28 protein-coding genes are annotated in these 23,861 nt (G+C 38.1%); 9 read left to right on the forward strand and 19 right to left on the reverse strand.

The window, feature by feature from the left end; all coding sequences use genetic code 11:
* Position 1: 1 nt before the first annotated feature.
* From hscB to BSEPE_RS04730, 8 genes are all read right to left on the reverse strand, one after another.
* Entirely contained in the window at positions 2-514 is a 513-nt protein-coding gene (hscB, locus tag BSEPE_RS04695) for a Fe-S protein assembly co-chaperone HscB (RefSeq protein WP_066044612.1), read from the reverse strand.
* A 9-nt stretch (positions 515-523) separates the two neighbouring features.
* Positions 524-847 carry an iron-sulfur cluster assembly protein IscA gene (gene iscA, locus BSEPE_RS04700; RefSeq protein ID WP_066044613.1) on the reverse strand — a complete coding sequence of 108 codons (324 nt, stop codon included), beginning with the start codon at positions 845-847 and terminating at the stop codon, positions 524-526.
* A gap of 6 nt (positions 848-853) precedes the next feature.
* Positions 854-1,231: a Fe-S cluster assembly scaffold IscU gene (iscU, locus tag BSEPE_RS04705; protein WP_066044614.1), complete on the reverse strand. Its 378-nt coding sequence runs from the start codon at positions 1,229-1,231 to the stop codon at positions 854-856.
* A 19-nt stretch (positions 1,232-1,250) separates the two neighbouring features.
* Positions 1,251-2,465 carry an IscS subfamily cysteine desulfurase gene (locus BSEPE_RS04710; RefSeq protein ID WP_066044615.1) on the reverse strand — a complete coding sequence of 405 codons (1,215 nt, stop codon included), beginning with the start codon at positions 2,463-2,465 and terminating at the stop codon, positions 1,251-1,253.
* Positions 2,465-2,884 carry an Rrf2 family transcriptional regulator gene (locus BSEPE_RS04715; protein WP_066044616.1) on the reverse strand — a complete coding sequence of 140 codons (420 nt, stop codon included), beginning with the start codon at positions 2,882-2,884 and terminating at the stop codon, positions 2,465-2,467. Before BSEPE_RS04715 ends, BSEPE_RS04710 begins: the two co-directional genes overlap by 1 nt.
* A gap of 71 nt (positions 2,885-2,955) precedes the next feature.
* The gene (cysE, locus tag BSEPE_RS04720) at positions 2,956-3,654 is read right to left on the reverse strand and encodes a serine O-acetyltransferase (RefSeq protein WP_066044617.1); all 699 of its coding nucleotides are present in this window, start codon (positions 3,652-3,654) and stop codon (positions 2,956-2,958) included.
* Positions 3,655-3,873: 219 nt separating this feature from the next.
* On the reverse strand, positions 3,874-4,713 hold the full coding sequence (locus BSEPE_RS04725) for a lysophospholipid acyltransferase family protein (RefSeq protein ID WP_066044618.1): 840 nt from the start codon (positions 4,711-4,713) through the stop codon (positions 3,874-3,876).
* The gene (locus tag BSEPE_RS04730; protein ID WP_066044619.1) at positions 4,706-5,440 is read right to left on the reverse strand and encodes a tRNA 2-thiocytidine biosynthesis TtcA family protein; all 735 of its coding nucleotides are present in this window, start codon (positions 5,438-5,440) and stop codon (positions 4,706-4,708) included. The genes BSEPE_RS04725 and BSEPE_RS04730 overlap by 8 nt, the downstream gene beginning before the upstream one ends.
* A 255-nt stretch (positions 5,441-5,695) precedes the next feature.
* Between BSEPE_RS04730 and BSEPE_RS04735 the strand changes: the two genes are divergently transcribed.
* The 5 genes from BSEPE_RS04735 (at position 5,696) to BSEPE_RS04750 (ending at position 8,634) form a co-directional block, all read left to right on the forward strand.
* A complete protein-coding gene (locus BSEPE_RS04735) occupies positions 5,696-6,892 on the forward strand; it encodes a hypothetical protein (RefSeq protein WP_066044620.1) in 1,197 nt (398 codons plus the stop codon).
* Between the two features lie 218 nt (positions 6,893-7,110).
* The gene (locus BSEPE_RS07895; RefSeq protein WP_269450672.1) at positions 7,111-7,434 is read left to right on the forward strand and encodes a DUF2141 domain-containing protein; all 324 of its coding nucleotides are present in this window, start codon (positions 7,111-7,113) and stop codon (positions 7,432-7,434) included.
* A 14-nt stretch (positions 7,435-7,448) separates the two neighbouring features.
* Positions 7,449-7,919: a DUF2269 family protein gene (locus BSEPE_RS04740; RefSeq protein ID WP_066044621.1), complete on the forward strand. Its 471-nt coding sequence runs from the start codon at positions 7,449-7,451 to the stop codon at positions 7,917-7,919.
* A gap of 303 nt (positions 7,920-8,222) precedes the next feature.
* Complete coding sequence (locus tag BSEPE_RS04745) at positions 8,223-8,441, forward strand: hypothetical protein (RefSeq protein WP_066044622.1); 219 nt, start codon at positions 8,223-8,225, stop codon at positions 8,439-8,441.
* Positions 8,425-8,634: a type II toxin-antitoxin system HicA family toxin gene (locus BSEPE_RS04750; RefSeq protein WP_066044623.1), complete on the forward strand. Its 210-nt coding sequence runs from the start codon at positions 8,425-8,427 to the stop codon at positions 8,632-8,634. The genes BSEPE_RS04745 and BSEPE_RS04750 overlap by 17 nt, the downstream gene beginning before the upstream one ends.
* 314 nt (positions 8,635-8,948) lie before the next feature.
* On the opposite strand, the gene BSEPE_RS04760 is transcribed toward BSEPE_RS04750, so the two are convergent.
* From BSEPE_RS04760 to BSEPE_RS04780, 5 genes are read right to left on the reverse strand one after another with little or no spacing between them, the layout of a single operon-like run.
* A complete protein-coding gene (locus BSEPE_RS04760; RefSeq protein WP_066044625.1) occupies positions 8,949-10,238 on the reverse strand; it encodes an aminodeoxychorismate synthase component I in 1,290 nt (429 codons plus the stop codon).
* 19 nt (positions 10,239-10,257) lie between these two features.
* Positions 10,258-10,821 (reverse strand): OmpA family protein, encoded by a 564-nt coding sequence (locus BSEPE_RS04765; protein WP_066044627.1) that lies wholly within the window; start codon positions 10,819-10,821, stop codon positions 10,258-10,260.
* A 17-nt stretch (positions 10,822-10,838) separates the two neighbouring features.
* Positions 10,839-12,131: a Tol-Pal system beta propeller repeat protein TolB gene (gene tolB / locus BSEPE_RS04770; RefSeq protein WP_066044629.1), complete on the reverse strand. Its 1,293-nt coding sequence runs from the start codon at positions 12,129-12,131 to the stop codon at positions 10,839-10,841.
* Positions 12,128-12,322 carry a Fe-S cluster assembly protein IscX gene (gene iscX, locus BSEPE_RS04775; RefSeq protein WP_066044631.1) on the reverse strand — a complete coding sequence of 65 codons (195 nt, stop codon included), beginning with the start codon at positions 12,320-12,322 and terminating at the stop codon, positions 12,128-12,130. Before iscX ends, tolB begins: the two co-directional genes overlap by 4 nt.
* Positions 12,323-12,378: 56 nt before the next feature.
* Positions 12,379-14,505: a RelA/SpoT family protein gene (locus tag BSEPE_RS04780; protein ID WP_066046107.1), complete on the reverse strand. Its 2,127-nt coding sequence runs from the start codon at positions 14,503-14,505 to the stop codon at positions 12,379-12,381.
* Between the two features lie 82 nt (positions 14,506-14,587).
* Here BSEPE_RS04780 and BSEPE_RS04785 point away from each other — a divergent pair, with 82 nt between their 5' ends.
* Genes BSEPE_RS04785 through ssb form a run of 3 tightly spaced genes read left to right on the forward strand, consistent with a single transcriptional unit; the run spans position 14,588 to position 17,052 of the window.
* The gene (locus tag BSEPE_RS04785; protein ID WP_066044634.1) at positions 14,588-15,361 is read left to right on the forward strand and encodes an outer membrane protein assembly factor BamD; all 774 of its coding nucleotides are present in this window, start codon (positions 14,588-14,590) and stop codon (positions 15,359-15,361) included.
* Positions 15,362-15,375: 14 nt separating this feature from the next.
* Complete coding sequence (locus BSEPE_RS04790) at positions 15,376-16,536, forward strand: MFS transporter (protein WP_066044637.1); 1,161 nt, start codon at positions 15,376-15,378, stop codon at positions 16,534-16,536.
* A gap of 27 nt (positions 16,537-16,563) precedes the next feature.
* Positions 16,564-17,052: a single-stranded DNA-binding protein gene (gene ssb / locus BSEPE_RS04795; protein WP_066044639.1), complete on the forward strand. Its 489-nt coding sequence runs from the start codon at positions 16,564-16,566 to the stop codon at positions 17,050-17,052.
* 71 nt (positions 17,053-17,123) lie between these two features.
* Here ssb and BSEPE_RS04800 read toward each other — a convergent pair whose 3' ends face one another.
* Both BSEPE_RS04800 and BSEPE_RS04805 read right to left on the reverse strand, forming a co-directional pair.
* Positions 17,124-17,531: an HIT family protein gene (locus BSEPE_RS04800; RefSeq protein WP_066044641.1), complete on the reverse strand. Its 408-nt coding sequence runs from the start codon at positions 17,529-17,531 to the stop codon at positions 17,124-17,126.
* Between the two features lie 102 nt (positions 17,532-17,633).
* A complete protein-coding gene (locus tag BSEPE_RS04805) occupies positions 17,634-17,951 on the reverse strand; it encodes a hypothetical protein (protein ID WP_066044643.1) in 318 nt (105 codons plus the stop codon).
* Positions 17,952-18,051: 100 nt separating this feature from the next.
* Here BSEPE_RS04805 and metH point away from each other — a divergent pair, with 100 nt between their 5' ends.
* A complete protein-coding gene (gene metH, locus BSEPE_RS04810; protein WP_066044645.1) occupies positions 18,052-21,705 on the forward strand; it encodes a methionine synthase in 3,654 nt (1,217 codons plus the stop codon).
* Positions 21,706-21,710: 5 nt separating this feature from the next.
* Here metH and BSEPE_RS08025 read toward each other — a convergent pair whose 3' ends face one another.
* Genes BSEPE_RS08025 through ribBA form a run of 4 tightly spaced genes read right to left on the reverse strand, consistent with a single transcriptional unit; the run spans position 21,711 to position 23,857 of the window.
* Positions 21,711-21,866, reverse strand: a complete 156-nt coding sequence (locus tag BSEPE_RS08025) for a hypothetical protein (RefSeq protein ID WP_157059388.1) — start codon at positions 21,864-21,866, stop codon at positions 21,711-21,713.
* Positions 21,863-22,288: a transcription antitermination factor NusB gene (gene nusB / locus BSEPE_RS04815; protein ID WP_066044647.1), complete on the reverse strand. Its 426-nt coding sequence runs from the start codon at positions 22,286-22,288 to the stop codon at positions 21,863-21,865. Before nusB ends, BSEPE_RS08025 begins: the two co-directional genes overlap by 4 nt.
* Positions 22,289-22,768, reverse strand: a complete 480-nt coding sequence (gene ribH / locus BSEPE_RS04820; protein ID WP_066044649.1) for a 6,7-dimethyl-8-ribityllumazine synthase — start codon at positions 22,766-22,768, stop codon at positions 22,289-22,291.
* A gap of 9 nt (positions 22,769-22,777) precedes the next feature.
* Positions 22,778-23,857 carry a bifunctional 3,4-dihydroxy-2-butanone-4-phosphate synthase/GTP cyclohydrolase II gene (ribBA, locus tag BSEPE_RS04825; protein ID WP_066044651.1) on the reverse strand — a complete coding sequence of 360 codons (1,080 nt, stop codon included), beginning with the start codon at positions 23,855-23,857 and terminating at the stop codon, positions 22,778-22,780.
* Positions 23,858-23,861: the final 4 nt, after the last annotated feature.

The following is a 23,861-nucleotide window of genomic DNA, read 5'->3' on the forward strand; positions in this document are numbered from 1 at the left end:
CTTATAGCCATTCGTCCATCAATCTATTTGCCTGTGCGTTGAGTTGCGTGTAGAACTTTAACTCGCGGACTAAGTTTTTAATTTTATTAATATTGTTATTTTTGAAAGACGACTGAATTTGACAGATATTTTCCCTCACTTTGCTATCAATGTCCTCAGTAAAATCGTCCAACTGCAACACATCTTTTGATTTTTCTATGTCTTCTAATGACTCTCTTAATGCGATTTGTGACATTAGGAAATCCATATCCATTTGCGTGTCTTTTTCATCAAAAGCGTTAATATTTTGAAGTTCTAATAGGTAGGTGGCACGCAGTAGAGGGGATTTTAAAGTGTTAAAGGCAGTGTTAATAAGTGAGGTGTTCTGCAAGGCGATGGATTGTTCTTTATCGCTTTTAGTGACAAATTTATCGGGATGGTGCTCGGAAATTTTAGCTAGGTAAGCGCCCTCTAAAGCGTTAACATCTAAATCAAAACCAACTTCTAACGAGAATAATTCAAAATAGTTTTGCATAGCGACCTTTTAAACAGTAAACGATTCGCCACAGCCACATTCGGCTTTAGCATTTGGGTTGTTAAATTCAAACCCCTCGTTCAGACCTTCTTTGACAAAATCCACTTCAGTACCATCCAAATAAACCAAACTTTTTGCATCAATCACTACTTTTACACCGTTGTTGTCAAACACGGTGTCATCATCGTTGACATTATCAACAAATTCTATATTGTAGCCCAAACCCGAACAGCCCGTAGTTTGCACAGAAAGACGGATACCGATACCTGAGCCACGATTGTCAAGAAATCCAACAACGCGCTGAGCTGCAGTATCTGTGAGTGTAATTGCCATTGTTAATTAAGCCTTGCTTCTAATGTCGCTAATTGCCGCTTTAATTGCATCTTCTGCCAATACCGAACAATGTATTTTTACTGGTGGTAATGCCAATTCTTCTGCTAAGTCAGTGTTTTTGATTTGCGCTGCCTCTTCCAAAGTCTTGCCCTTTACCCACTCTGTAAGCAGTGAACTTGATGCAATCGCTGAACCGCAACCGTAAGTTTTGAATTTTGCCTCTTCAATCACACCATTTTCATCGACCTGGATTTGCAGGCGCATCACATCGCCACAAGCCGGTGCGCCAACCATACCTGTGCCAACATTTTTTGCATCCTTATCTAAAACACCTACATTGCGAGGGTTTTCGTAATGATCTAATACCTTTTCACCGTATGCCATATTATTTTCTCCTATTTAATTAATGTGCAGCCCATTCTACCTTGCTAAGGTCGATACCGTCTTTGAACATATCCCATAATGGCGATAAGTCGCGTAATTTTTGTACCTTTTCACGCACCAGTGTGATTGCTTTATCGACATCCGCTTCTGTCGTGTAGCGACCAATGGTAAAGCGGATGGATGAGTGTGCCAATTCGTCTGTTAAGCCTAATGCGCGTAATACATACGATGGCTCAAGACTTGCCGAAGTGCAGGCTGAACCCGAAGAAACAGCGATGTCGTTGATAGCCATCATCAGTGATTCACCTTCAACATAGTTAAAACTAATGTTGAGATTACCAGCAATGCGGTGCTCCATATCACCGTTAACGACGACTTCTTCCATGTCAGTAAAACCTGCCAACAGACGGTCACGCAAGGCGCCGATTTTTTTATTTTCTTCTGTCATTTCAGCCTTAGCAATTGCAAATGCCTTGCCCATACCTACGATTTGGTGGGTAGCAAGCGTACCTGAACGCATGCCGCGCTCATGTCCGCCACCATGCATTTGTGCCTCTAAACGCACACGCGGCTTGCGACGAACATACAAAGCGCCAATACCCTTGGGTCCGTAGATTTTATGCGCCGAAAAACTCATTAAATCCACCGGTAATTTAGTCACATCAATATCGACTTTACCCGCAGATTGTGCGGCGTCCACATGGAAAAATATTTTATTTTCACGACACAGATTACCGATAGATTCAATGTCTTGAATGACGCCGATTTCGTTGTTAACATGCATCACAGACACCAAAATAGTGTCTTCACGAATAGCCTCCTTTAAGATATTTAAATCTAACAAACCATTCGGTAATGGGTCTAAATAAGAAACCTCATAACCTTCTCGCTCTAACTGACGACAAGTATCCAAAACTGCTTTATGCTCAGTCTTCAAGGTAATAATGTGGTTGCCTTTTTTCTTGTAAAAATGGGCAATACCTTTAATCGCTAAATTATCAGACTCTGTTGCACCCGAAGTCCAAACGATTTCTCTTGGATCGGCATTAATTAAATCTGCCACTTGTTGCCTAGCGTTTTTGACTGCATCATCTGCTTGCCAACCGTAGTAGTGAGAGTTGGATGCTGGATTGCCAAAATCGCCATCCATAGTCAAGTATTTCATCATTAAATCTGCAACACGCTTGTCCACTGGCGTGGTTGCAGAATAGTCCATATAAGTAGGGGCTGTCATTATTTTATTCCTTTCATTCCGTGATTATCAATTACCATTTGCAGGGTTTTACTGCTTAAAAAATCTCTAATTTGTTCGCTGACTTCGCACCATAATTGGTGAGATATACATTGACGACCATTGTTACAGCCTTTCAATCCTTTACAACGGCGCAGGTCAATGTTTTCATCTACCGCTTCGATGATTGCCGATAGGCTAATATCTTGTGCCTGTGCGTCTAATAAATAACCACCCCCTGGACCTCTGACGCTTTTGACTAAGTTAGCACGGCGTAATTTAGCAAACAACTGCTCCAAATAAGACAAAGAAATATTTTGTCTTTGTGAAATAACATCTAATGTCATAGGTCTGCCTATATCATTGGATGCCAAATCAAGCATTGCAGTGACCGCATAGCGCCCTTTAGTAGTTAATTGCATAGTTAGTGGGTTTTATTTATTTCAAAAATAATATTATACTATAACCAACTATTTTAGTCGGGTAATATTTTTTATTTACTTTCAATCTCCAGATTGTTCACAGAGGTATCTTTACCTTCGTCAATATTCAACTCTTTTGAGACCTTATGCAACTGCAAATCCATATCATGTAAATGCAACAAAATGGAGTTAATCGCTTTCACTGTCGGGTCGTCAATATCGCTACCCACCGCATAAGAGTCAAATTCACCCGATTGTTTTTTAGATTCTTTTAGCACGCGCGCAGGCACACCGACAACAGTCTGGTCTTTTTCAACAGACTTAACGACTACCGAATTAGACCCCACGCGTACACCATCCGCCAAGGTAATTGGGCCTAAGATTTTAGCACCTGCACCGACCACCACATTATTACCAAGCGTTGGATGGCGTTTACCTTTATTCCAAGTCGTTCCACCAAGCGTAACACCGTGATATAAAGTACAATCATTGCCAATTTTTGCCGTCTCACCAATCACCACCCCCATACCATGGTCGATGAAAAAGCGCCTACCAATCGTTGCCGCAGGGTGAATTTCAATCCCCGTGAACCATCTACCAAGCATAGAAATAAAGCGTGCTAGCCATTTAAGTTTGAGCACCCAAAGATTGTGCGCCAAACGATAAAACAACATCGCCTGAACACCTGAATAGCAAGTAATAATTTCAAAGGTATTTCTTGCCGATGGGTCACGGTCAAAAACACTTTGAATATCTTCAATAAATTTCATTGTAAAATTATATCATAAGGAGACCTTTGCATAAATAGGGATGATTAGCAAAATGACAGATTTTATTAATTTTAAAATTTTTTAAATCCACTCCTAGCAAAGCTAAGGGTGTTTTTTTTCTCCTAGAGGACTGCTTGGTATCGCTGGAAAAGTTTTCAAATTGATGAAAGATGGTGTTTTGATGATTATTCATATTTATGCAAAGGTCTCCATAAGATACTAATATCTTATCACGCCTTTAAAACGCTTGTAACTCCATAAATACTGCTCTGGACAGGTTTTAATTACGGCTTCAATTGCTTGATTCATTAACGCTACATCGTCTTTCAACTCACCACTGGTGGATAACACATCAATAGGTTCAAAATTTAGCTCGTAGCCTTTTCCTTGTGGCAGGCGTTTTGCCCATGTCATTAGTACTTTGGCATTATTTTTTCTAGCAAGCCTAACCAATAGTGTCATTGTGCGTGCATTTTGCGTAAAAAATGGCACCAACATACCGCCCTCTTCTCCCGGGTCTTGGTCAGGCAAAATACCAATGATTTGATTTTTTAACAAAGCCCGTTGTAATTTAGCAACGCCTTTGGCGTTAGCGTTAGCTAAATGCATATTTTTAGTGCTGCGTTTTTCTAATAAAAATTTCTTTTGTTTTTTGTTTTTTGGCGCTTTGTACAAAATAGTAATGGGTTGTTTAAGTGAAACTGCAGGTCCGACAATTTCCCAACAGCCCATATGGGGGGCTAATAAAATGGTTGCTTGATTTGATTCTAAATATTCAATACCTTTAATATTTTTAATTTGTTTAGCGTTACTTTCAAAACTTCGAAACCAAACAAAGCTTATTTCGGTTAGACCTTTACCGGCTTCAATAAGGGATTTTTTAATCAGTATTTTTCTTTGTTTTTCATTCAGTTCTGGAAAGCAAATATCAATATTTTGACTAACAACAAATTTTGTACGATTATTTGTAATGTAGAAAATCTGACCAATCAGCGCACCGATAAAATGATTAACCCTAAGCGGTAGTATTGAGAAGAATTTAAGTATAAATTCAATCATTTTCACTAACTTCGTTTAACATTGGTTTCATTGCACTGAGTAGATTTTTGTATAAATTCGGCAAGCGCTTTTCTTCGGTTAATAACCATTGTTTAAAGTATTCGCGTTCGGTCGGCATGCTAAAACAGGCGGGGCAAGAATCAGCAATAACAGGCAAATCAGCAATCTTAGCAAAGTCAGCTAATTGTCGCTCACGCACATAAACCATTGGGCGAATGATGCGTAAATCTTTATCATCGTTAATGTAATGCGCCTTCATCGTTTGAATCTTGCCATTATGGCACATTGACATCATTAAACTTTCTGCCAAATCATCCAAATGTTGCCCAAGTGCCAAAACATTATAACCCTGCTCTCGTGCAACTTTATACATCAAGCCGCGTTTAATACGGGCACAAAATGAACAGTAAGAATCCCCTTTCATACTTTCTTTGGCCTGCTCTAAAATCGGAAATTCTTCAAAGAAATACGGCGTATCAAACTGCTTAAAAAATACATCTAAGGCTTGCGGCTCAAAGCCTTCCACCTGTGGATCAATAGTAACCACACCAAGCTCAAATTTTACTGGGGAATGCACTTGGAAATGTCGCAAAATATGAAATAAACTCAGTGAATCCTTGCCGCCAGAAACTGCCAATAATATTTTATCGCCCGCTTTAATCATACCAAAATCGGCGATGGCTCGTCCGACAGGTTTAACAAGTAGTTTAGGTAATTTTCTTATCATTTTTTTTAGAATTTTACAGCAAAGACTTTTACATAAATAAAAAATGACAAGTAAAATTCACCCTAAACAAACATCTCATTAGGCATAGATGTATTATAATAATCAGGATTAAAATGTAATTTCAGAAAATCTTTCAACAAAGGGCTCTATCGCTTGGTAATGAAATTTTTAACTAAAACAGGAAGACCAAAAAAATGTTAAATAAATTTTACTCTGACCCTAATTATTCCAGTTCCAGCATATTAACGACAAAAAATGACAAAAAATTTAACCCAAGGACTAACACCATCTGAAAAGTTTATTAATGGTCTTTGTGAATCATCATTCTTAAAATTATGGACACATCCAAATCCCAAAGGTAAAAAAAATAAAGAATTATGCGATTGCCTAATTGTTTGTGGGGTGCATATCGTTATTATCTCTGTTAAGAAAATTGAATATAAAGATACAAACAACAAGACTGGACATGATAGATGGGTCAAACAAGCAATAGACAAATCAGCAAAACAAATATACGGTGCGGAGCGTTGGCTAGAAAAAACAGATACCGTTACAAGGCACGATGAAAGGATAATCAATTTACCGCCTAAATCGGAAAGAATATATCACAGAATATCTGTCTCTTTAGGCTCAAAATTGCAAGTTCCTATGCCGTATGGAGATTTAGGAAATGGCTTTATACATGTTTGCGATGAAAAAAGTACAGAAATTTTATTTAAAGAACTTGATACAATTTTAGATTTTACAAATTTTTTACAGGCTGTTGAAAATTTATCAAATAAAACAAAACTGATTTTTGATGGCGGAGGTATTGAAGATTTAATTGCCTTATATTTACAAAATAATGATTTATTCAAAAATTGTAAAAATTCAAATTTAATGATATCGACAAACGATATATGGGATGGATGGGTAAATTCACAAGAATATAAAGATAGGTTGTTAGATTTACAGTCTTCCTATCCATGGGATGGATTAATTGAGCATTATTCACAAGATTTATTATCTGGAGAAGTGTTTGATTTTTATAATCGAAAAGCCACAAATAATGATTGGGCTATTATGACAATGGCTTTACAACCAAGAGATCATCGTGCAGTTCTTATGGATGCTTTTATTGAATGTCTAAATAATGATGAAAGTGCTTCTCGTATAGCACAAGGCTATAACAACACTATTTTTGTTTTTTTAAGAGGTAAGCATTGTGATAGAGAACATAGATCCAAAGAATTGCTTTTAAGGTGCTGTATAGTGAGTGTCAATTTAGAAAATAAAATAATAGTTGGCATAGCAAGAGATAAACCAGAAGGAAATGGGTGTTCCTCAGATCTTGTGTATATAGAAGATAAAAACTGGACACAAGAAGAAAAAAATAAATACAAAGAACCTTCAAAAGAACTGAATTATTTTAAAGGTATAAATTGGAAAGAAATGAAAGAAATGAGTTTATGAAAAAACATCTAACAAATCATTCCAGCTAACCGCTAACGCGGCGTCTGAATTCAAGCGTTATATTTACATAGTTTTATTTTCAATAGAGTATATAGGGGGAATGTTTCCTTATACTAATAGTTAGAATTACCAAAAAGAATACTATTAAACATATAATTTATTATTTTTTACTCATTTTATTAAGCACAAATGCTACCGCTGATTCACTAACGATTAATATTTTTGGCATTACTTTAAACCAAGGCGATGTCCGTATTGGTATTTTTAATCGTCAAGAATTTCCAAACGGAAAGCAATTTAAAGGTGCCATTATCGATGGAAGTAAAAATAAATCTAGTAAAACATTAGAATTAACATCAGGAGATTATGCTATAGCAGTTTTTCAAGATACAAACTATAACAAGGTGTTAGATAAAAATTTCTTTGGCATTCCAAAAGAAAAATATGGCTTTAGCGGTTCGGATGTTTTTGGTGAGCCTACTTTTGATGAGGCAAAAATTACAGTTAATGGCAGCCAAACAATATTAATTAGAATAGACTAAGCGAGGATAAATTTATGAATACATACTTACTATTAAAAAGTTTACATATACTTGGTGTAGTGCTATTTCTTGGCAATATCATTATCACCGGTTGGTGGAAAGTTATGGCTGACCGCACAAAAAACAAACAAATCATTGCTTTTGCTCAACATCAAGTAACACTTACTGATTATGTTTTCACGCTTGGAGGGGTATTGCTTGTTTTAGCCACAGGGATAGCTAATGCAATGCTGCATGAACTAGACTATTCCTCAATAAAATGGTTGGCTTGGGGGTATTGGCTATTTATCGCATCTGGCATCATTTGGGCGGCAATATTGATTCCAGTACAAATTAAACAAGCAAGAATGGCTAAACAATTTTCTGAACAAGAGCCAATACCAGAGCAATATTGGAAATTAGGAAATTTATGGATAGTCTTTGGCACATTAGCAACTTTATTACCACTGGCTAACTTATATTGGATGGTGTTCAAACCAATATGATCCTAACAAATCATTCCAGTATTTGTAGCACTAAGTGTTGTAGGATTTAATATTTATGGATTCTATTATTCGTTTGCTCTTGGAATCAATAGAATTTCACTAGCAAAATAATCTCCATTATTTCATAATATGACAACAGATATGCTTTTTCCAATATTCTTATTCTTAATTGCGTCTATCTTTATGGTTATAACAATGCCGTTTTTGATTGTCAAGATTCAAGAGTTGTTTGAGAGAAAATAATTAAGATTAGTATTTACTAAATGATAAAATTGTAAGCATTAAATTTAATACAAATAAATTATGAAAACAATAATTAAAAAAGATGGTGATGGTTATTTAGCTAGAATAGAAGGACATCAAAATTTATTTGCATTTGCTTATTCCGAAAAAGAGGCAATTATGGAATTAAAAAATGTTGTTGAGATGGTGATGGATTATCATCTTGAACAAGTAAACGATGAAAGAATTATCAGGAATGAATTAACTCATGCGGTAGAAGAGTATGCCGTTCAAGTATAAAGAATTTGAAAAAAAGTTAACAAAACTTGGGTACAGGGTTGTGCGTCAAAAAGGTTCGCATGTTATATTTTCAGATGGGAAAAATACTTTTCCGGTACCGAATCACGGTTCAAAAAATATTTCTCCTGGTGTTGAGAGGCAATTATTAAAAATACTAGATTTAACAATCAATGAATTTAGAAAAATCAAGTAGAGCACCTAACAAATCATTCCAGCCGACTGCTAAGGCGTCGGCTGAATTCAAGCGCTAAGGGCTTGAGTAATGATAATCATTCAAAGAGAATATATAAATGAGCTGTTGCAATACAAAAATTAATGAAAAAATATTATGTTATTGTTTTAATATTAGTGAGAATGCTTATCTTGAGGCGCTAGAGGCTGGCAAAGGCGCTGTACTGAAAGATTTTGTGGTGTTTCAAACTAAGTACAATTATTGCAATTGTGAAAACTTAAACCCTGCAAAACATTGTTGCTTAAAAGACTTTAAGACAATAGAAAGAGCACGCTCTAAGTAAAAATCTTCAACATTCCTTGTGCTTTATGCTCGGTTTCTGCTAATTCCCGCTGGGCAATTGAATCAAAGACGATTCCTGCCCCAGCTCTGAAAGTTAGCGTTTTATCTTGTTGCGTAAGGGTGCGAATCAAAATATTGAAATCCATTTTTCCATTGCTAGAAATATAACCAAGCGATCCTGTATAGGCTTGCCTAGGCATTTGTTCGAGTTCACTGATAATTTGCATACAGCGAATTTTTGGACAACCAGTAATAGTACCACCAGGGAATAAAGCACAGACTAAGTCTTTAATCGTCATATTTTTCTTGAGTTTACCCCGGATATTGGAAACAATATGGTGGACAAATGGATAAGTTTCTAGCGTCATTATCTCATTGACATGAATTGAGCCATATTGACAGACTCTACCAAGATCATTGCGTTCTAGGTCAAGTAGCATAATATGTTCGGCTTGTTCTTTAGGGTGATTAATGAGTTGCTTCTTTATCTGTTCATCTTCTTCCCCCTGCCCTCGAGGGTGGGTACCAGCAATTGGACGAGTTTCTATTTGATTATTATCAACACTAAATAGACGCTCGGGGGAAGATGAAATGATACTAAAATCGTCAAATTGCGCCAAAGCGGCGAATGGTGCAGGGTTAGCATGCTTGAGTGCTTGATAGAGCTGAGCTGGCGCAACATCGTTATCCAGCGTATATTGCCATTGTCGGGAGAGGTTAACTTGAAAAACATCGCCGGCAATAATGTAATCACGACTGCGTTGTACACCATCGATGAATTTACTTTCTTGCTCTGATAAGAGTTTTCCTTTAATGGTACTTGATTTTATCATTTGACATTGTTCAATATCTGACAGCACTTGGTTGATGCGTTGTTGGTCGTCAAACTGGTCAAGTAGATAGGTTTTATTTTTTTGATGGTCAATAACGATGGCAGTAGGGATTTTGACGGCAATGGCAATGGGTTGTTCACTTGTATATAAGTCGTTTTTTAATGTCGGCTCAATTTGCCCGATAAGTTCGTAGGATAAATACACAAACCAGCCACCTGTAAAGGGTAAATCGCTTTTTATACTTGTTGTATCGACTTTAGATTCTAATTCAGAGAGAAAATCAAAATCGTCCAAACCCTCAAGAATAATTCTATCTGCAGGGTGTGCAAAGAGGATAGAATAGCGGTTATTGTCATTGTGATTAACGCTTTCCAATAGAAAAGGATAGCGCTGCGTATTAAAATAGCACAATGTGTCTAACGCTACCCTGGGTATCGGTAAGGGTTTCACACTATTAAAGTTTTAAAAGTTATTCGTAGATAAACTCAACACGGCGATTTTTCTGCCAGCCAGTTTCATTATTCAGTGGGCTGATTGGTTTTTCTTCGCCGTAAGCAATAACTGTAATTCTATCTTTAATGCCTTCATAAAAACCCATTGCCTCTTTAACGCTCAAGGCACGATTTTCAGAAAGAGCCAAATTGTATTCACGGGTGCCTCGGGTGTCTGCATGCCCTTCTAGGCGTAATCTGATCTGTGGGTTGTCTTGCATAAATTGCACATGTTTGGAGATTTCTTGCGCAACTTCTTCACTTACTTTACTGACATCGAAGTCAAAATACAGAGTAAATTTAGTGCCGTTGGCTTTTAAAACCGTTAACACCTGCTCTCTTTCTCTTTCAGGCATTGCTTCTGTTGTTGATTGCACTTCTTCCGTCCATTTAAAACTTGATTGCTCGCCGATAATTGCAGGAATTTCGCTTTGCCCCCTATCTTCAATAATCGCTTTATTGTCGTTAGACTTACTAGGATCACCTGTTACTGAACACGCATTGAGTATGGCGACCAATGGTAAAATAATTAATACTTTCATTTCTCTCTCCTATTTTTTTATTGCTGTAAATGAGTCGACCAATTTGGCTCTCTAACCTCTGCATTGTGTGAAGACAACTCATATGAACGATTGCCCTCCACGGATACGACTGATAATACACCTGTTCCTCTGTGGTTACTGGAAAAGACAATCATATCACCATTCGGTGAAAAATGTGGTGATTCGTCTAATGTACCGTTACTTATCACCGTTAATTCATTGGTTTTGGTATTCAATAGCGCAATACGATAATCGTTATCCACACGGTGCACCAAGGCTAACTGCTTACCGTCGGGAGAAAAAGTTGCTTTGGCATTATAACGCCCTGCAAAACTAACACGATTAATGCGGTTGGTTTTTAAATTTCTAATGTAAACCTGTGGTTGACCAGAACGATCAGAAGTAAAGACGATATACTTGCCATCAGCAGAATAGCTGGCCTCTGTGTCGATGCCCTTGTGCTTAGTCCAGCGGATAAAACGCTTGGTTTCTAAATTATATTCATAAATATCTTTGTTACCCTTATAAGACATAGTCATTAACAAACTTTTTCCATTTGGATGCCAGCTCGGTGACGAAGCAAGTCCATCAAAATGAGGCAATCTTTGAATTTTTTTATTTACAAATGGATACCAAACAAACACCTCTGAACGCCCATTTTCAAAAGAAACATAAGCAATTTTCTTATCTTTATAACGGCGGTCTGGCGACCAAACTGGGGAAAGCATTGGGCTTGTGTGTTTGACACGACTTTTGGCATTTTTAGCGTCAGCATCAGAGATGTTAAGTTGGTAAATTTTTTTACCACTACTCTCACCCTTTTTTACCGTTATATAAGTCAGTAGCGTATTAAATGAGCCATTTTCGCCCAACAATATCTCGTAAATGCTGTCGCTGATTTGATGAGCAACCTTTCTAAAGCCACTAACACTAACAAGTGTCGATTGCGAGAGGAGTTTTGCATTACTGTAAACATCGTATACAACAAAGGTGAGCCGATAAAGTTCGCTACTTTCTTGCTTGATAGTGCCGAAAACCAGTGCCTCTATGTTTTGCTGTTTCCAAAATTCTGGTTTAAAACTCTCTACGGTAGCATTGGGAACAAGAACGCTAAAGCGACCTGAACGGGTTAGATTGTCGTGAATGATTTTTGAAATGTCTTTGTCGTGTGCACCCTTGCCGATTAATTGGAATTTGCTAATGGCAATCGGGAAAGCGTTTTCATCTTTTTTAACCACGGTAACTTCTAACGCACTATGGGCAACGCCAACGCTGAGAATAAAAAATAACAGCAATCGACTTAGCTTCATTCTCTCTCTTCAAGCCAGCTCATTTGTATTGCTTCTAAGATTTTTTCACCTGATTTTTCTTCATCATCATCAAATTCTTCAAGGGCAATGACCATTTTTCGTAAATCCACAAAATTGACATAAGTTGGGTCAAAATCAGGATGTGCTTCATCTAAAGCAATCGCAATATCTAGAGAATCAGTCCAAAGCATACTTATATTTATCAAAAATAATTAAAGACTAATTTTAACGGATAAAACATATTAGGTTAGTTTTTTTTATTGCGATTACTACGCACTACTGAATGGACAAATTCCAAGCTTTTAATGGCATACATTATTTCATCAAGTTTAGCAATATTAGGAACATTGACAATGAAATTAAGCCCCTTCATAGTGTTGTCTCGCTCTTCCACTTCAATATTTTCAATATTAACATTAATCTTAGCAATCGCATTGGCAATAGAAGCTAGCATACCTCGTCGATTTTCAATTTTCACACAAATACCGACTTCAAACTCTTCTCCTTCACTTTGCTGCCAATCTACTGCCATCCATTGCTCATTTTTTTGCTTGGCATGAATTAAATTACCGCAGTCAGATCGGTGTAAGACCATTCCCTTAGTGGTTGTCAATATACCTGCTACTTTGTCGCCTGGAATTGGATAACAACAGTGAGCAAAGCTGATTGGTTTACCTTTAATACCTTTGATACTAATACGATTAGCATTGATGTCACATTCTTTTTCATGTAATTTATTAAGCACAAAAGAAATTAAAATCTCAGATAAGGCAATTTTAATGTGAAGTTCATCCTTGTTTTCACATTTAAGCTCAGTTAAACACGCTTGCCATTTTTTATCGCTAATAACTATATCATTACCCTGATAATCTAAGGCGTTAGTAAGTAAATAATCGCCTAACTGTATTAGTTCAAAGGTAGATTCTTCTTTAAGTTTAGCCTTAATAGAGACCTTGGCTTTTGCTGTTACAGCAATATTCAACCAATCTGGATGTGGTTTGGCACTTTTATCGGTGATAATCTCAATGGTTTGCCCTGATTTTAATACCGTAGATACGGGTGAATCAATTCTATCAATTTTCACTTTAAGTGTGTGATTGCCCACTTTGGTATGGATAGCATAAGCAAAATCTATCGCAGTAGACTGATAAGGCAGTTGGATAATCTTACCTTTTGGTGTAAAAACAAAGACTTCAGATGGGAATAAATCATTTTTAGTTTTCTCTAAGAATTCAATAGAAGTATCTGAATTTTTTTGGATGTCTAACAAAGAACCTAGCCAATTATTGGCTAATTCTGCAAAATCACCCTCTTTACTCTTGTCTTTACTTTTATAATACCAGTGTGCTGCAATGCCGTATTCAGAGATAAAATCCATATCCGTCGTGCGAATTTGTACCTCAATAAACACTTTGCTTGGACCAAATAAAACAGTATGCAAAGATTGATAGCCATTGGCTTTTGGCAGGGCAATGTAATCTTTAAATTTACCTGGCAAGGGTTTGTACAAATTATGCGCAATACCTAAAGCCTGATAACAGTCTGGTAAATTGTCAACCACCACTCTAAAGGCAAATATATCCAATATTTGTGAGAATTTTAACTTCTGCTGATGCATCTTTTTGTAAATACTGTAAGTGGTTTTTTTGCGACCGCTAATGGAAAATTGAGACATCCCCTCTTGGGTTAAACGACGCTCAAATTCTTCTTGAATACTGTTGATATTTTTTTTTAAATTACCGTATCGTTTATTAATTTGATGGCTCATTACTGTGTATCGATATGGATACATAAACCGAAAGCATAAATCTTCCAATTCTGCTCTAATATTATTCAAGCCCAATCGACGAGCAATTGGCGCATGAATTTCAGAGGTTTCTTTGGCAATTCTATATTGTTTTTCTCGTTTTACCGCCCCTAGCGTACGCATATTGTGCAATCTATCTGCCAATTTAATCATCATTACCCGCATATCGGCACTCATTGCCAAAAACAACTTCCTAAAATTTCGTGCCTGCTGGTCAATACTTGAATTAAATTCTAAATCTGTTAATTTAGAGACGCCCTGAACAATATGCGCCACCTCTTTACCAAAATCTTTAGCAATACTTTCGTATGTCAGCGTTGTATCTTCAATACAATCGTGCAAGAGTGCAGCGACAATGCAACAACTGTCAAGTTTAAGTTCTGCCAAAATCATTGCCACGCTAATTGGGTGAAATACATACGCTTCACCCGATTGACGATATTGCCCATCATGTGCCGTTGCGGCGACCATATAAGCCCTGTAAACATCGTCTACTTGTGCTTTTGACATATAGGCGCTCAATGTATCACATAGGTCACTGATTAATATTCTATTAGAAAAAGGCATCTTATTTTGATTGGTGAAAATATTTTTATTATACAAACCTATCAGTATAATATTGTCACATAAATAACAAATAACAATACCCATGAAAAACACACTTAAACTTATTGCCACTCTTCTTCTTTTAGCGTTATCACTCAATGGTTGCCTTTGGGAAGATGAAAAAAGAGAGTCCATTACCAAAGGTTGGTCGCCAAAAACATTCTTTAATCAGGCAAAAGAAGAGGCTTCAGCAGGATCCATCAATAAAGCAATCGGATTATACGAGCAGCTGCAAGCGGCTTACCCGGGCTCTAAATACGCCATACAAGCCAAACTGGAAGTTGCCTATGCCTTATACAAATCTGGAGACTATGATGAGGCGATTTTGCGTTTAAATGACTACATTAAGCTTTTTCCTGAGCATTTTTCAACGCCGTATGCCTATTATTTACGAGGCGTTATTTCTGAAAGTAAATCTCGCTCTATCTTAGATGGCATTATGACTGATAATGCCCAGCGTGATATTGATTCTGTGCGTGATTCTTTCAATTATTATATGGCGTTAATCGAAAAATTTCCTAAGACCGAATATGCTGAAGAAGCAAAAACACGCCTGATTATTTTAAGAAACATTCTAGCGCGACACGAATTATTTGTTGCCATTTATTACACCAAAAGAAAGGCCAACATCGCCGCTATTAATCGCACAAAATTCATTATTGAAAAATATCCAAATACGCCGTCAGTTCCTGCGGCGCTACATTTAATGGCATATAACTACGATCGCATAGATATGCAAACTTTGGCAAAAGATACGCGTCGTGTATTGATAAAAAGTTACCCAACCTATACGCCACACTACACGCTAGATGATTAAAATCCGCCGTTTGTATGAATAAATACGAGCGTTTTTTCGCACTTAAAATCTCCTCTATTATGGCAACTCGAATGTTTGGGTTGTTTATGATATTTCCAGTTTTCTCCGTGTATGCTGCCCAATATCAGAGTACCACCCCTTATTTAATTGGTTTAGCCATTGGTATTTACGGCTTAACACAAGCCATATTGCAAATTCCTTTTGGTTATTTGTCTGACCAATACGGTCGCAAACCCCTCTTGGTTATTGGGCTAATATTTTTCTTTACTGGTAGCGTAGTGGCAGCGAATGCCACCGATATTATTCAAGTAGTGATTGGCAGGGCTCTGCAAGGTAGTGGTGCAATTTCTGCAGTATTAATGGCTTTTTTGGCGGATTTTGTCTCCGAGGAACAACGCGCTAAGGCGAATGCTTTTGTGGGAATGCAAATTGGATTGGCATTTATGTTGTCGTTGTTGATTGGCCCAATGGTTACCGTTAACTTAGGACTTTCAGGGTTATTTTGGGTGATTGCCGGCTTATCTATCGTTGCCATGGCAATTGTTACCACCTTGCCTCACGCTAAACCTCGTGCGCAATATGCATTGTCTATGGAAAACTTCAAACAAGTGTTAACGGCTAAATTACTCAAACTGGACTTTAGCATCTTTACTTTGCATTTAATTTTAACTTGCGTTTTTATCAGTGTGCCCTTATTACTGGTGGAAAACAAAATTGTTTTAAGTGATTTGAGCGACAATTGGCGCGTTTACTTACCAGTAATGTTACTTTCTTTTATCGGTATGATACCAATTATTATCATTGCTGAGAAGTTCAAAAAACACAAATCTATGATCGTGATTGCTATTTTTATTATGGGCATCAGTCAAATCTTACTTTTTAAAACACCCTTAACTTACACCGCATTTTTAGTCATAATGACGCTATTTTTTATCGCTTTTAACGCCATGGAGGCAATGCTTCCATCAATGGTATCAAGGATTATAACAAATGACAAACGCGGAATGGCAATGGGTATGTATTCAACCTCGCAATTCCTTGGTGCATTCGTTGGTGGTGTTGTTGGCGGATATATCGCCCACAATTTTGATTTGAATAGTGTATTATTATTCACCGCATTGATGACAATGTGTTGGTTGGGTGTTGCACTCACCATTAAAACAGTAAAAAAGTAAAAAAGTAAACCATAAGGAGAAAAGAAAATGGCAGGCATAAACAAAGTAATATTAGTAGGTAACTTAGGGCAAAAACCTGAAATTAAATACGCAACAAATGGTAATGCAATTACTAATTTATCTATCGCAACCAGCGAATCTTGGACTGATAGAGCAACTGGTCAAAAACAAGAAAAAACAGAATGGCATAGAGTAAGTGTGTTTGGAAAGTTGGCTGAAATCATCGGTCAATACTGCGATAAAGGTTCAAAACTTTATGTTGAAGGAAAATTACAAACACGCAAGTGGCAAGACCAATCAGGTGCTGACCGTTACACCACCGAAGTGGTGGTTTCAGGTTTTGGCGGCACTATTCAAATGCTAGATTCTCGCAATACTGCAGGTGCTAGTACTCCAGCGCCTCAGCAACAGCAAGCAGCGCCACAATCTGCACCAATACAACAAAGTCAAACCCCTGTCGCTGACCCAATCACCCCAGTAGATAATTCGGGTTTTGATGATGATATCCCGTTTTAAAGGTTAGTCAACACAGTTTAGGTACAAAAAAAGCCCGCAAATAGCGGGCTTTTTTATTAATTTTCAAATAATTATTTGGCTCGGATTGTACTTTCTTTATCGTCCCAATAGTTGGCTTTATTTTTCAAAACCCAACGCACACCTCCTTTTGGATCCTCAACATCACCCTTATAGCGAGGAATAAGATGCACATGCAAATGCATCACGCTTTGCCCTGCGGCTTGTCCGTTATTGACGCCAATATTATAAGCATCTGGGGAAAACTCTTCATCTAAGATTTTTTTGGCATTTTGCACAGCCCTGCCAATTGCTAATAATTCTTCATCTGTGGCTTCAAAAAATGTAGCAAAGTGGCGTTTAGGCACAACTAAAGTATGCCCAGGAGAAGCGGGATAGCTATCAATAAAGGTCTTTGTGTAATCACATTCGCCAATGATACGCTCGTCTCTGAGATGACAAAAAATACAATCTTTACCCATGGTTTTATCGATTTGAAAAAAGGCATTATTTTACGCAATAAAAAAGCCTGTTGCTACAGGCTTTTTAAATGGTTATCTAAACCCAATCAAAGAAACAACAAATTATTTAACCTGATTCGCTGTAGCTGGGATTTTTGCATTATTATTGTATGGATTATAACCATAATACGGATTGTAACCATAATTATTACCCCAACCGTTGTTATCAAATTCATCAAACATATTGCTCATTTCCTCAGAATACCAACGAGGGTCCCAATAATCATACGGGTTATAAGCAAAAAAACCGTTATCTTGCCGATAGTAGCCATTATTATTATAATTACTAACGCCATTATCCCAAGGCATATTGTTGTTATTCCAAAAAGCATTTGCACTCATTGTGAGTGTAAATATCACGATTGCTAAAATTTTCTTCATGTTGTTTTCTCCTATGATGATTGTTCAACGGAATACATTATAACATACTAATATAGATTATAAAAAAATATCTTTTACGCTGTTAGGTATAATGCCCCTGATGAATCAGAAAGCATTGTTACAATCCCTTTTAAAGCAAAGAATTCTAGTGCTAGATGGCGCCATGGGTACGATGATTCAAAAGCACAAACTTAGTGAAGCTGATTATCGTGGCGAGCGTTTTAAAGACTGGCATATCCTTGTGCAAGGTAATAACGACTTGCTGTCACTAACTCAACCAGAAATTATTAAAGGTATTCATTGCGAATATCTTGAAGCTGGCGCAGATATTCTTGAAACTAATACCTTTAATGCTACGCAAACTTCTATGTCAGATTATAAGATGGAAGAATTGGCGTATGAAATCAATGTAAAGAGCGCCAAACTCGCTAGACAAGCCTGCGATAAATTTTCCACCATTGACAAACCTCGCTTTGTCGCAGGTGTTATCGGCCCTACTTCGCGTACTTGCTCTTTGTCACCTGATGTTAATGACCCAGGGTTTAGAAATGTATCATTTGATGAATTAGTCGTTGTTTACACTGAGGCAACTCGTGGTTTGATTGAGGGCGGCAGCGACATTATCTTGATTGAAACCATTTTTGACACATTAAATGCCAAAGCTGCTATTTTTGCGGTACAACAAGTATTTGAAGAGGATGAGGTTGAATTGCCGATTATGATTTCAGGCACGATTACCGATGCCTCTGGTCGCACTCTATCGGGTCAAGTCACTGAAGCCTTTTATAACTCACTACGACACGCAAACCCTATTTCTATAGGTCTTAATTGCGCCTTAGGTCCTGATTTATTACGCCAATATGTCGCTGAACTTTCTCGTGTTGCCAGTACTTATGTTTCTGCACATCCAAACGCAGGTTTGCCGAATGAATTTGGCGAATATGACTTGGATGCGCCAACCATGAGTGAGCAAGTTAGCGAATGGGCAAAATCAGGTTTGGTTAATATCTTGGGTGGCTGCTGTGGCTCTACGCCTGAACATATTAAAGCCATTGCCAATGCGATTGACGGTTTGCCACCACGCAAAATACCTAATATTACACCCGAATGTCGCCTTGCTGGCTTAGAGGCTTTTAATATTGGTGAAAACTCTTTGTTTGTCAATATTGGTGAACGCGCCAATATTACCGGTTCTGCAAAATTTAAGCGACTTATTCTGAATGAAGAATACGAAGAGGCGCTTGATGTTTGTCGCACACAAGTGGAAGAAGGGGCACAAGTTGTTGACATAAATATGGACGAAGGTATGCTTGATGGTAAGGCAGCTATGATTCGCTTTATGAATCTAATTGCCTCCGAGCCAGACATTTCCAAAGTGCCTATTATGGTTGATTCTAGCAAGTGGGAAATCATTGAAGCAGGGTTAAAATGCACACAAGGAAAGCCTATTGTTAACTCAATCTCACTCAAAGAAGGCAAGAAAAACTTTGTTAAATACGCCAAATTATGCAAACGCTACGGCGCGGCAATCATTGTGATGGCGTTTGATGAAGATGGTCAGGCAGATACACAGGAACGCAAAATTGAGATTTGCACCAATGCCTATCATATTTTAGTTAACGAGGTTAATTTTCCGCCAGAAGATATTATTTTTGACCCAAATATCTTTGCCATTGCCACGGGTATTGAAGCGCATAATAATTATGGCGTTGATTTTATTGAGGCAACAAGAGAAATCACCAAAAACCTGCCTTATGCAAAAGTATCGGGCGGTGTTTCCAATGTTTCCTTCTCATTCAGGGGGAATAATACTGTGCGTGAGGCAATTCACTCGGTATTTTTATATCACGCCATCAAAGCAGGTATGACGATGGGTATCGTCAATGCAGGGCAATTAGTCGTGCTTGATGACATCGACCCTAAGCTTAGAAAAGCCGTGGAAGATGTGGTATTAAATAATGATGCAGAAGCAGGCGAGCGCTTGGTGGATATTGCTGAAGAATTTTCAGGAGAATTAGCCAAAAGAGACAACAGCAAAGATTTAGAGTGGCGTAGTTGGGCAGTGGAAAAACGCTTAGAACATTCGCTAGTTAAAGGTATTACCAAATTCATTGACGAAGACACTAAAGAGGCCTTTAAAAAACTCGGTCGCCCTATTTTGGTGATTGAGGGTCCATTAATGGACGGTATGAATGTCGTTGGCGACTTGTTTGGTGCGGGCAAAATGTTCTTGCCACAAGTGGTGAAATCAGCACGAGTAATGAAAAAATCAGTAGCTTGGCTTGATCCTTATTTAGAAGCAGAAAAATCAGATTGCGCCTCCATGTCAAACGGAAAAATTTTAATGGCAACGGTAAAAGGCGATGTCCATGACATTGGTAAAAATATTGTTGGCGTAGTATTATCCTGCAATAACTATGAAATCATCGACCTTGGTGTGATGGTGCCTACTGAGACCATTTTAGAAACGGCAAAAAAAGAAAATGTAGATATCATCGGACTCTCGGGCTTAATCACCCCTTCTCTTGATGAAATGGTGTTTGTCGCCAAGGAAATGAAACGACAAGGTTTTGATTTGCCACTTATGATTGGCGGCGCCACCACTTCCAAAGCGCATACAGCGGTTAAAATTGAACCTGAATATGATAAGGGTGTATTTTATGTGCAAGATGCCTCTAAATCGGTTGGTGTTGCCAGTAGTTTACTTTCAAAAGAATTAAAGCCTGCATTATTAGCCGAAACCAAAGCCGATTACGAAAAAGTTCGCCAGCGTCGTGCCAACAAAGGCAAAAGTAAACTGATAACAATGGATAAAGCCAGAGCTAACAAGCCCAAACTAAACTTTGACTCAATCACTACGCCACATAAAATCGGCATTCAAGTTTTTAAAGATTATGATTTGGCTGAAATTTTTGAATTTATTGATTGGACGCCATTTTTCAAAACTTGGGAGTTAGCCGGTAAATTCCCAGACATTCTAACCGATGAAGTCGTTGGCGAATCTGCCTCAGAATTATACAAAGATGCTAAAGCAATGTTCAAAAAAGTCATTGGCAGAAAGTTATTACAAGCCAATGCAGTTGTCGGCATATTCCCTGCCAATAGTGTCAATGAAGATATTGAACTCACCAATGAGAATGGCGAAGTCTTTATGGTCATCAACCATCTACGCCAACAACTAGACAAAAAAGGCAACACGCCAAATTTCTGCCTCAGCGACTTTATTGCCCCGAAAGACAGTGGCATCCAAGACTACATTGGCGCCTTTGCTGTTACCGCTGGCATTAACATAGACCCATTGATCGAAGCCTTTGAGGCTGACCACGACGACTACAATTCTATTATGATTAAAGCTGTTGCAGACCGATTGGCAGAAGCCTTTGCAGAATTAATGCACTACAAATTCCGTACTGAAATTTGGGGCTACAGTAATGAAGATATTAACAATGACGAATTTATTGAGGAAAAATACCGTGGCATCCGCCCTGCTCCAGGCTATCCGGCCTGCCCAGAGCACAGTGAAAAAGAAAAAATATGGCAGTTACTTGATGTTGAAAATAACACTGGTATGACGCTCACCAGTTCCTACGCAATGCTTCCAACTGCCGCCGTCAGCGGTTGGTATTTTGCACATCCAGATTCTCGTTACTTTGGTGTCGCCAAAGTCAATCAAGAGCAATTAGAAAACTACGCTAAACGCAAAGGCGTCTCCACGGAGCAAGCTGAACGCCTACTTTCTCCTAATTTAGAATAAAAAAACTAACTGCGGTTTTTGCTTGATTGAATTTTCATTACTGTTACTTTAACACTTTCAGCGCCTTTACCTTGCCCACCTTTATACATGCTACTCAGCGTAATATAACTACCCGCAAATAAAGCAATGACAATTAGCAGAACGATATATTTCATGTTCATGCGTTAACCTCAATTTTTCTAAGAGATTGTGCCAGTTTATCTAATGAGGCGTTAATAAGTTTATATGCACCCTCTGCACCGTAGGTTTTAGCGACCTCTAGGGCTTCGTTAATAACGACCTTGTAGGGGATCTCAATGCTATTTTTGAGTTCGTACGTACCAAGATAAAGAATGGCATGTTCAACAGTGCCTAGCTCTTCAGTATCGCGACTGATGGTTGGGGCAATTAACGCATCTAATTCTGTGCGACTTTTCATAATGTTAAGGAACAAGTTGGAAAAAAAGGCTTTGGATATCTTGCCATTTTTTTGATTGATAAATTGTTGCTCAATTTGCAACACTTCCCCACCTGATACGGAATACTGGTACAAGGCTTGCACAACACGCTCTCTGGAGCGGTGCTTTGGCGTGGTGAATGACATTTATACCTCCACCTGTTTCATTAGATAAAGCATTTCAATCATTGCCATAGTAGCTTCTTCGCCTTTGTTACCCTTGTAACCCCCTGCTCTGCCGATGGTTTGCGCCATATTACTGGTGGTTAATACGCCGAATGTGGTTGGCACTCCATACTGGTAAGATACATCGGCAATACCGCGTGCACATTCATTGCAAACAAAGTCAAAATGTGGGGTTTCACCATTAATTACCGCACCCAAAGTAACAATACCTTGGTATTTTCCAGCGCTTGCTAATGTCTTAGCCATTAAAGGAATTTCAAACGCACCTGGCACATAAAAAACATCAACATTGTCTAACTTGATACCATATTTAGCAAGCGTTTCTTGTGCTGCTGTCAATAATTTATCGCCAATTTCTTGGTAGAAATAACCAACGATAATTGCAACCTTGCTGTTGGCTAAAAAATTACCATTTGCGTCTTTATCAAATTTAAAATCCATACCTATTCCTTATTTACTTGTATTAATATATTCAACTACCTCTAAGCCAAAACCTTTAAGGGCATGAAGTTTTCTTGGGTTGCCTAAGATTTTCATTTTTTTAACACCGAGATCCGATAAGATTTGCGCACCAACACCATAAGTCTTAATGTCATCAATAGGCTCTTTACCCGACTCATCAATGTGCTGCACGATAGAAACATCTGTTTGCTTTCTTAATAATAAGAATACACCCGTGCCATCTTCGGCAATGTACTTTAAGGCTTCGTCAACACTAAAACCCTTTGAATTTTCTTTTAGCACATCTTTAAAAATGTCTTCCATGTGGACGCGTACACAGGTTTCACTACCATCAGTGATATCACCTTTAACTAAGGCTAAATGTGTTTCATTGTGAATGCTATCAAGGAATGATAGCAATTTGAATGTACCATATTCTGTTTCAAACGCGCGTTCATTAATGCGTTCAATGGTTTTTTCATTTTCAATACGATAAGAAATCAAGTCTTCGATGGTCCCCCATTTGATTTGATGCTTTTCAGCAAAGTCCTCAAGGTCATCACGACGCGCCATAGAACCATCTTCATTTAAAATCTCAACAATTACCGATGCAGGCTCTAATCCTGCAAGGCGTGCTAAATCACAGCCTGCCTCGGTATGCCCTGGGCGAATCAACACACCACCTGGCTGCGCCATTAGTGGAAAAATATGTCCAGGCTGGACAATGTCAGATGGCTTGGCATTTGGTGCAACAGCATCTAACACAGTTTTCGCCCTGTCTGCTGCGGAAATACCCGTGGTAACACCCTTCACAGCTTCAATAGAAACCGTAAAATTAGTACCGTTCACATCATTATTCTGCGCCACCATCAGCGGTAAATTTAAGCGCTGACAGCGCTCCTGAGTCAAAGTTAAACAAATCAAACCACGACCATGGGTCGCCATAAAATTAATATCTTCCTTGGTGCAAGTCGCTGCAGGGATGATTAAATCGCCTTCATTTTCGCGATCCTCGTCGTCCATCAAAATAATCATCTTACCTTGCTTATAATCCTCTAATATCGCTTCAATACTGGCTTTATTTCTCATTGTC

The sequence above is a fragment of the endosymbiont of Bathymodiolus septemdierum str. Myojin knoll genome (assembly GCF_001547755.1).
In the GTDB taxonomy this organism is placed as follows: Bacteria; Pseudomonadota; Gammaproteobacteria; order PS1; family Pseudothioglobaceae; genus Thiodubiliella.

Coding starts and splice junctions, on each gene's coding strand:
- BSEPE_RS04805 (WP_066044643.1), bottom strand. CDS start 17,951: ATGAAGAAAATTTTAGCAATCGTGATATTTACACTCACAATGAGTGCA.
- ribH (WP_066044649.1), bottom strand. CDS start 22,768: ATGGATTTTAAATTTGATAAAGACGCAAATGGTAATTTTTTAGCCAAC.
- tolB (WP_066044629.1), bottom strand. CDS start 12,131: ATGAAGCTAAGTCGATTGCTGTTATTTTTTATTCTCAGCGTTGGCGTT.
- BSEPE_RS08025 (WP_157059388.1), bottom strand. CDS start 21,866: ATGAACATGAAATATATCGTTCTGCTAATTGTCATTGCTTTATTTGCG.
- iscU (WP_066044614.1), bottom strand. CDS start 1,231: ATGGCATACGGTGAAAAGGTATTAGATCATTACGAAAACCCTCGCAAT.
- hscB (WP_066044612.1), bottom strand. CDS start 514: ATGCAAAACTATTTTGAATTATTCTCGTTAGAAGTTGGTTTTGATTTA.
- BSEPE_RS04715 (WP_066044616.1), bottom strand. CDS start 2,884: ATGCAATTAACTACTAAAGGGCGCTATGCGGTCACTGCAATGCTTGAT.
- BSEPE_RS04750 (WP_066044623.1), top strand. CDS start 8,425: ATGCCGTTCAAGTATAAAGAATTTGAAAAAAAGTTAACAAAACTTGGG.
- BSEPE_RS04735 (WP_066044620.1), top strand. CDS start 5,696: ATGACAAAAAATTTAACCCAAGGACTAACACCATCTGAAAAGTTTATT.
- ribBA (WP_066044651.1), bottom strand. CDS start 23,857: ATGAGAAATAAAGCCAGTATTGAAGCGATATTAGAGGATTATAAGCAA.
- nusB (WP_066044647.1), bottom strand. CDS start 22,288: ATGTCATTCACCACGCCAAAGCACCGCTCCAGAGAGCGTGTTGTGCAA.
- iscA (WP_066044613.1), bottom strand. CDS start 847: ATGGCAATTACACTCACAGATACTGCAGCTCAGCGCGTTGTTGGATTT.
- iscX (WP_066044631.1), bottom strand. CDS start 12,322: ATGCTTTGGACTGATTCTCTAGATATTGCGATTGCTTTAGATGAAGCA.
- BSEPE_RS04745 (WP_066044622.1), top strand. CDS start 8,223: ATGAAAACAATAATTAAAAAAGATGGTGATGGTTATTTAGCTAGAATA.
- BSEPE_RS04800 (WP_066044641.1), bottom strand. CDS start 17,531: ATGGGTAAAGATTGTATTTTTTGTCATCTCAGAGACGAGCGTATCATT.
- BSEPE_RS04790 (WP_066044637.1), top strand. CDS start 15,376: ATGAATAAATACGAGCGTTTTTTCGCACTTAAAATCTCCTCTATTATG.
- BSEPE_RS04740 (WP_066044621.1), top strand. CDS start 7,449: ATGAATACATACTTACTATTAAAAAGTTTACATATACTTGGTGTAGTG.
- BSEPE_RS04765 (WP_066044627.1), bottom strand. CDS start 10,821: ATGAAAGTATTAATTATTTTACCATTGGTCGCCATACTCAATGCGTGT.
- BSEPE_RS04785 (WP_066044634.1), top strand. CDS start 14,588: ATGAAAAACACACTTAAACTTATTGCCACTCTTCTTCTTTTAGCGTTA.
- cysE (WP_066044617.1), bottom strand. CDS start 3,654: ATGAAATTTATTGAAGATATTCAAAGTGTTTTTGACCGTGACCCATCG.
- BSEPE_RS04780 (WP_066046107.1), bottom strand. CDS start 14,505: ATGCCTTTTTCTAATAGAATATTAATCAGTGACCTATGTGATACATTG.
- BSEPE_RS04730 (WP_066044619.1), bottom strand. CDS start 5,440: ATGATAAGAAAATTACCTAAACTACTTGTTAAACCTGTCGGACGAGCC.
- ssb (WP_066044639.1), top strand. CDS start 16,564: ATGGCAGGCATAAACAAAGTAATATTAGTAGGTAACTTAGGGCAAAAA.
- metH (WP_066044645.1), top strand. CDS start 18,052: ATGAATCAGAAAGCATTGTTACAATCCCTTTTAAAGCAAAGAATTCTA.
- BSEPE_RS04725 (WP_066044618.1), bottom strand. CDS start 4,713: ATGATTGAATTTATACTTAAATTCTTCTCAATACTACCGCTTAGGGTT.
- BSEPE_RS04710 (WP_066044615.1), bottom strand. CDS start 2,465: ATGACAGCCCCTACTTATATGGACTATTCTGCAACCACGCCAGTGGAC.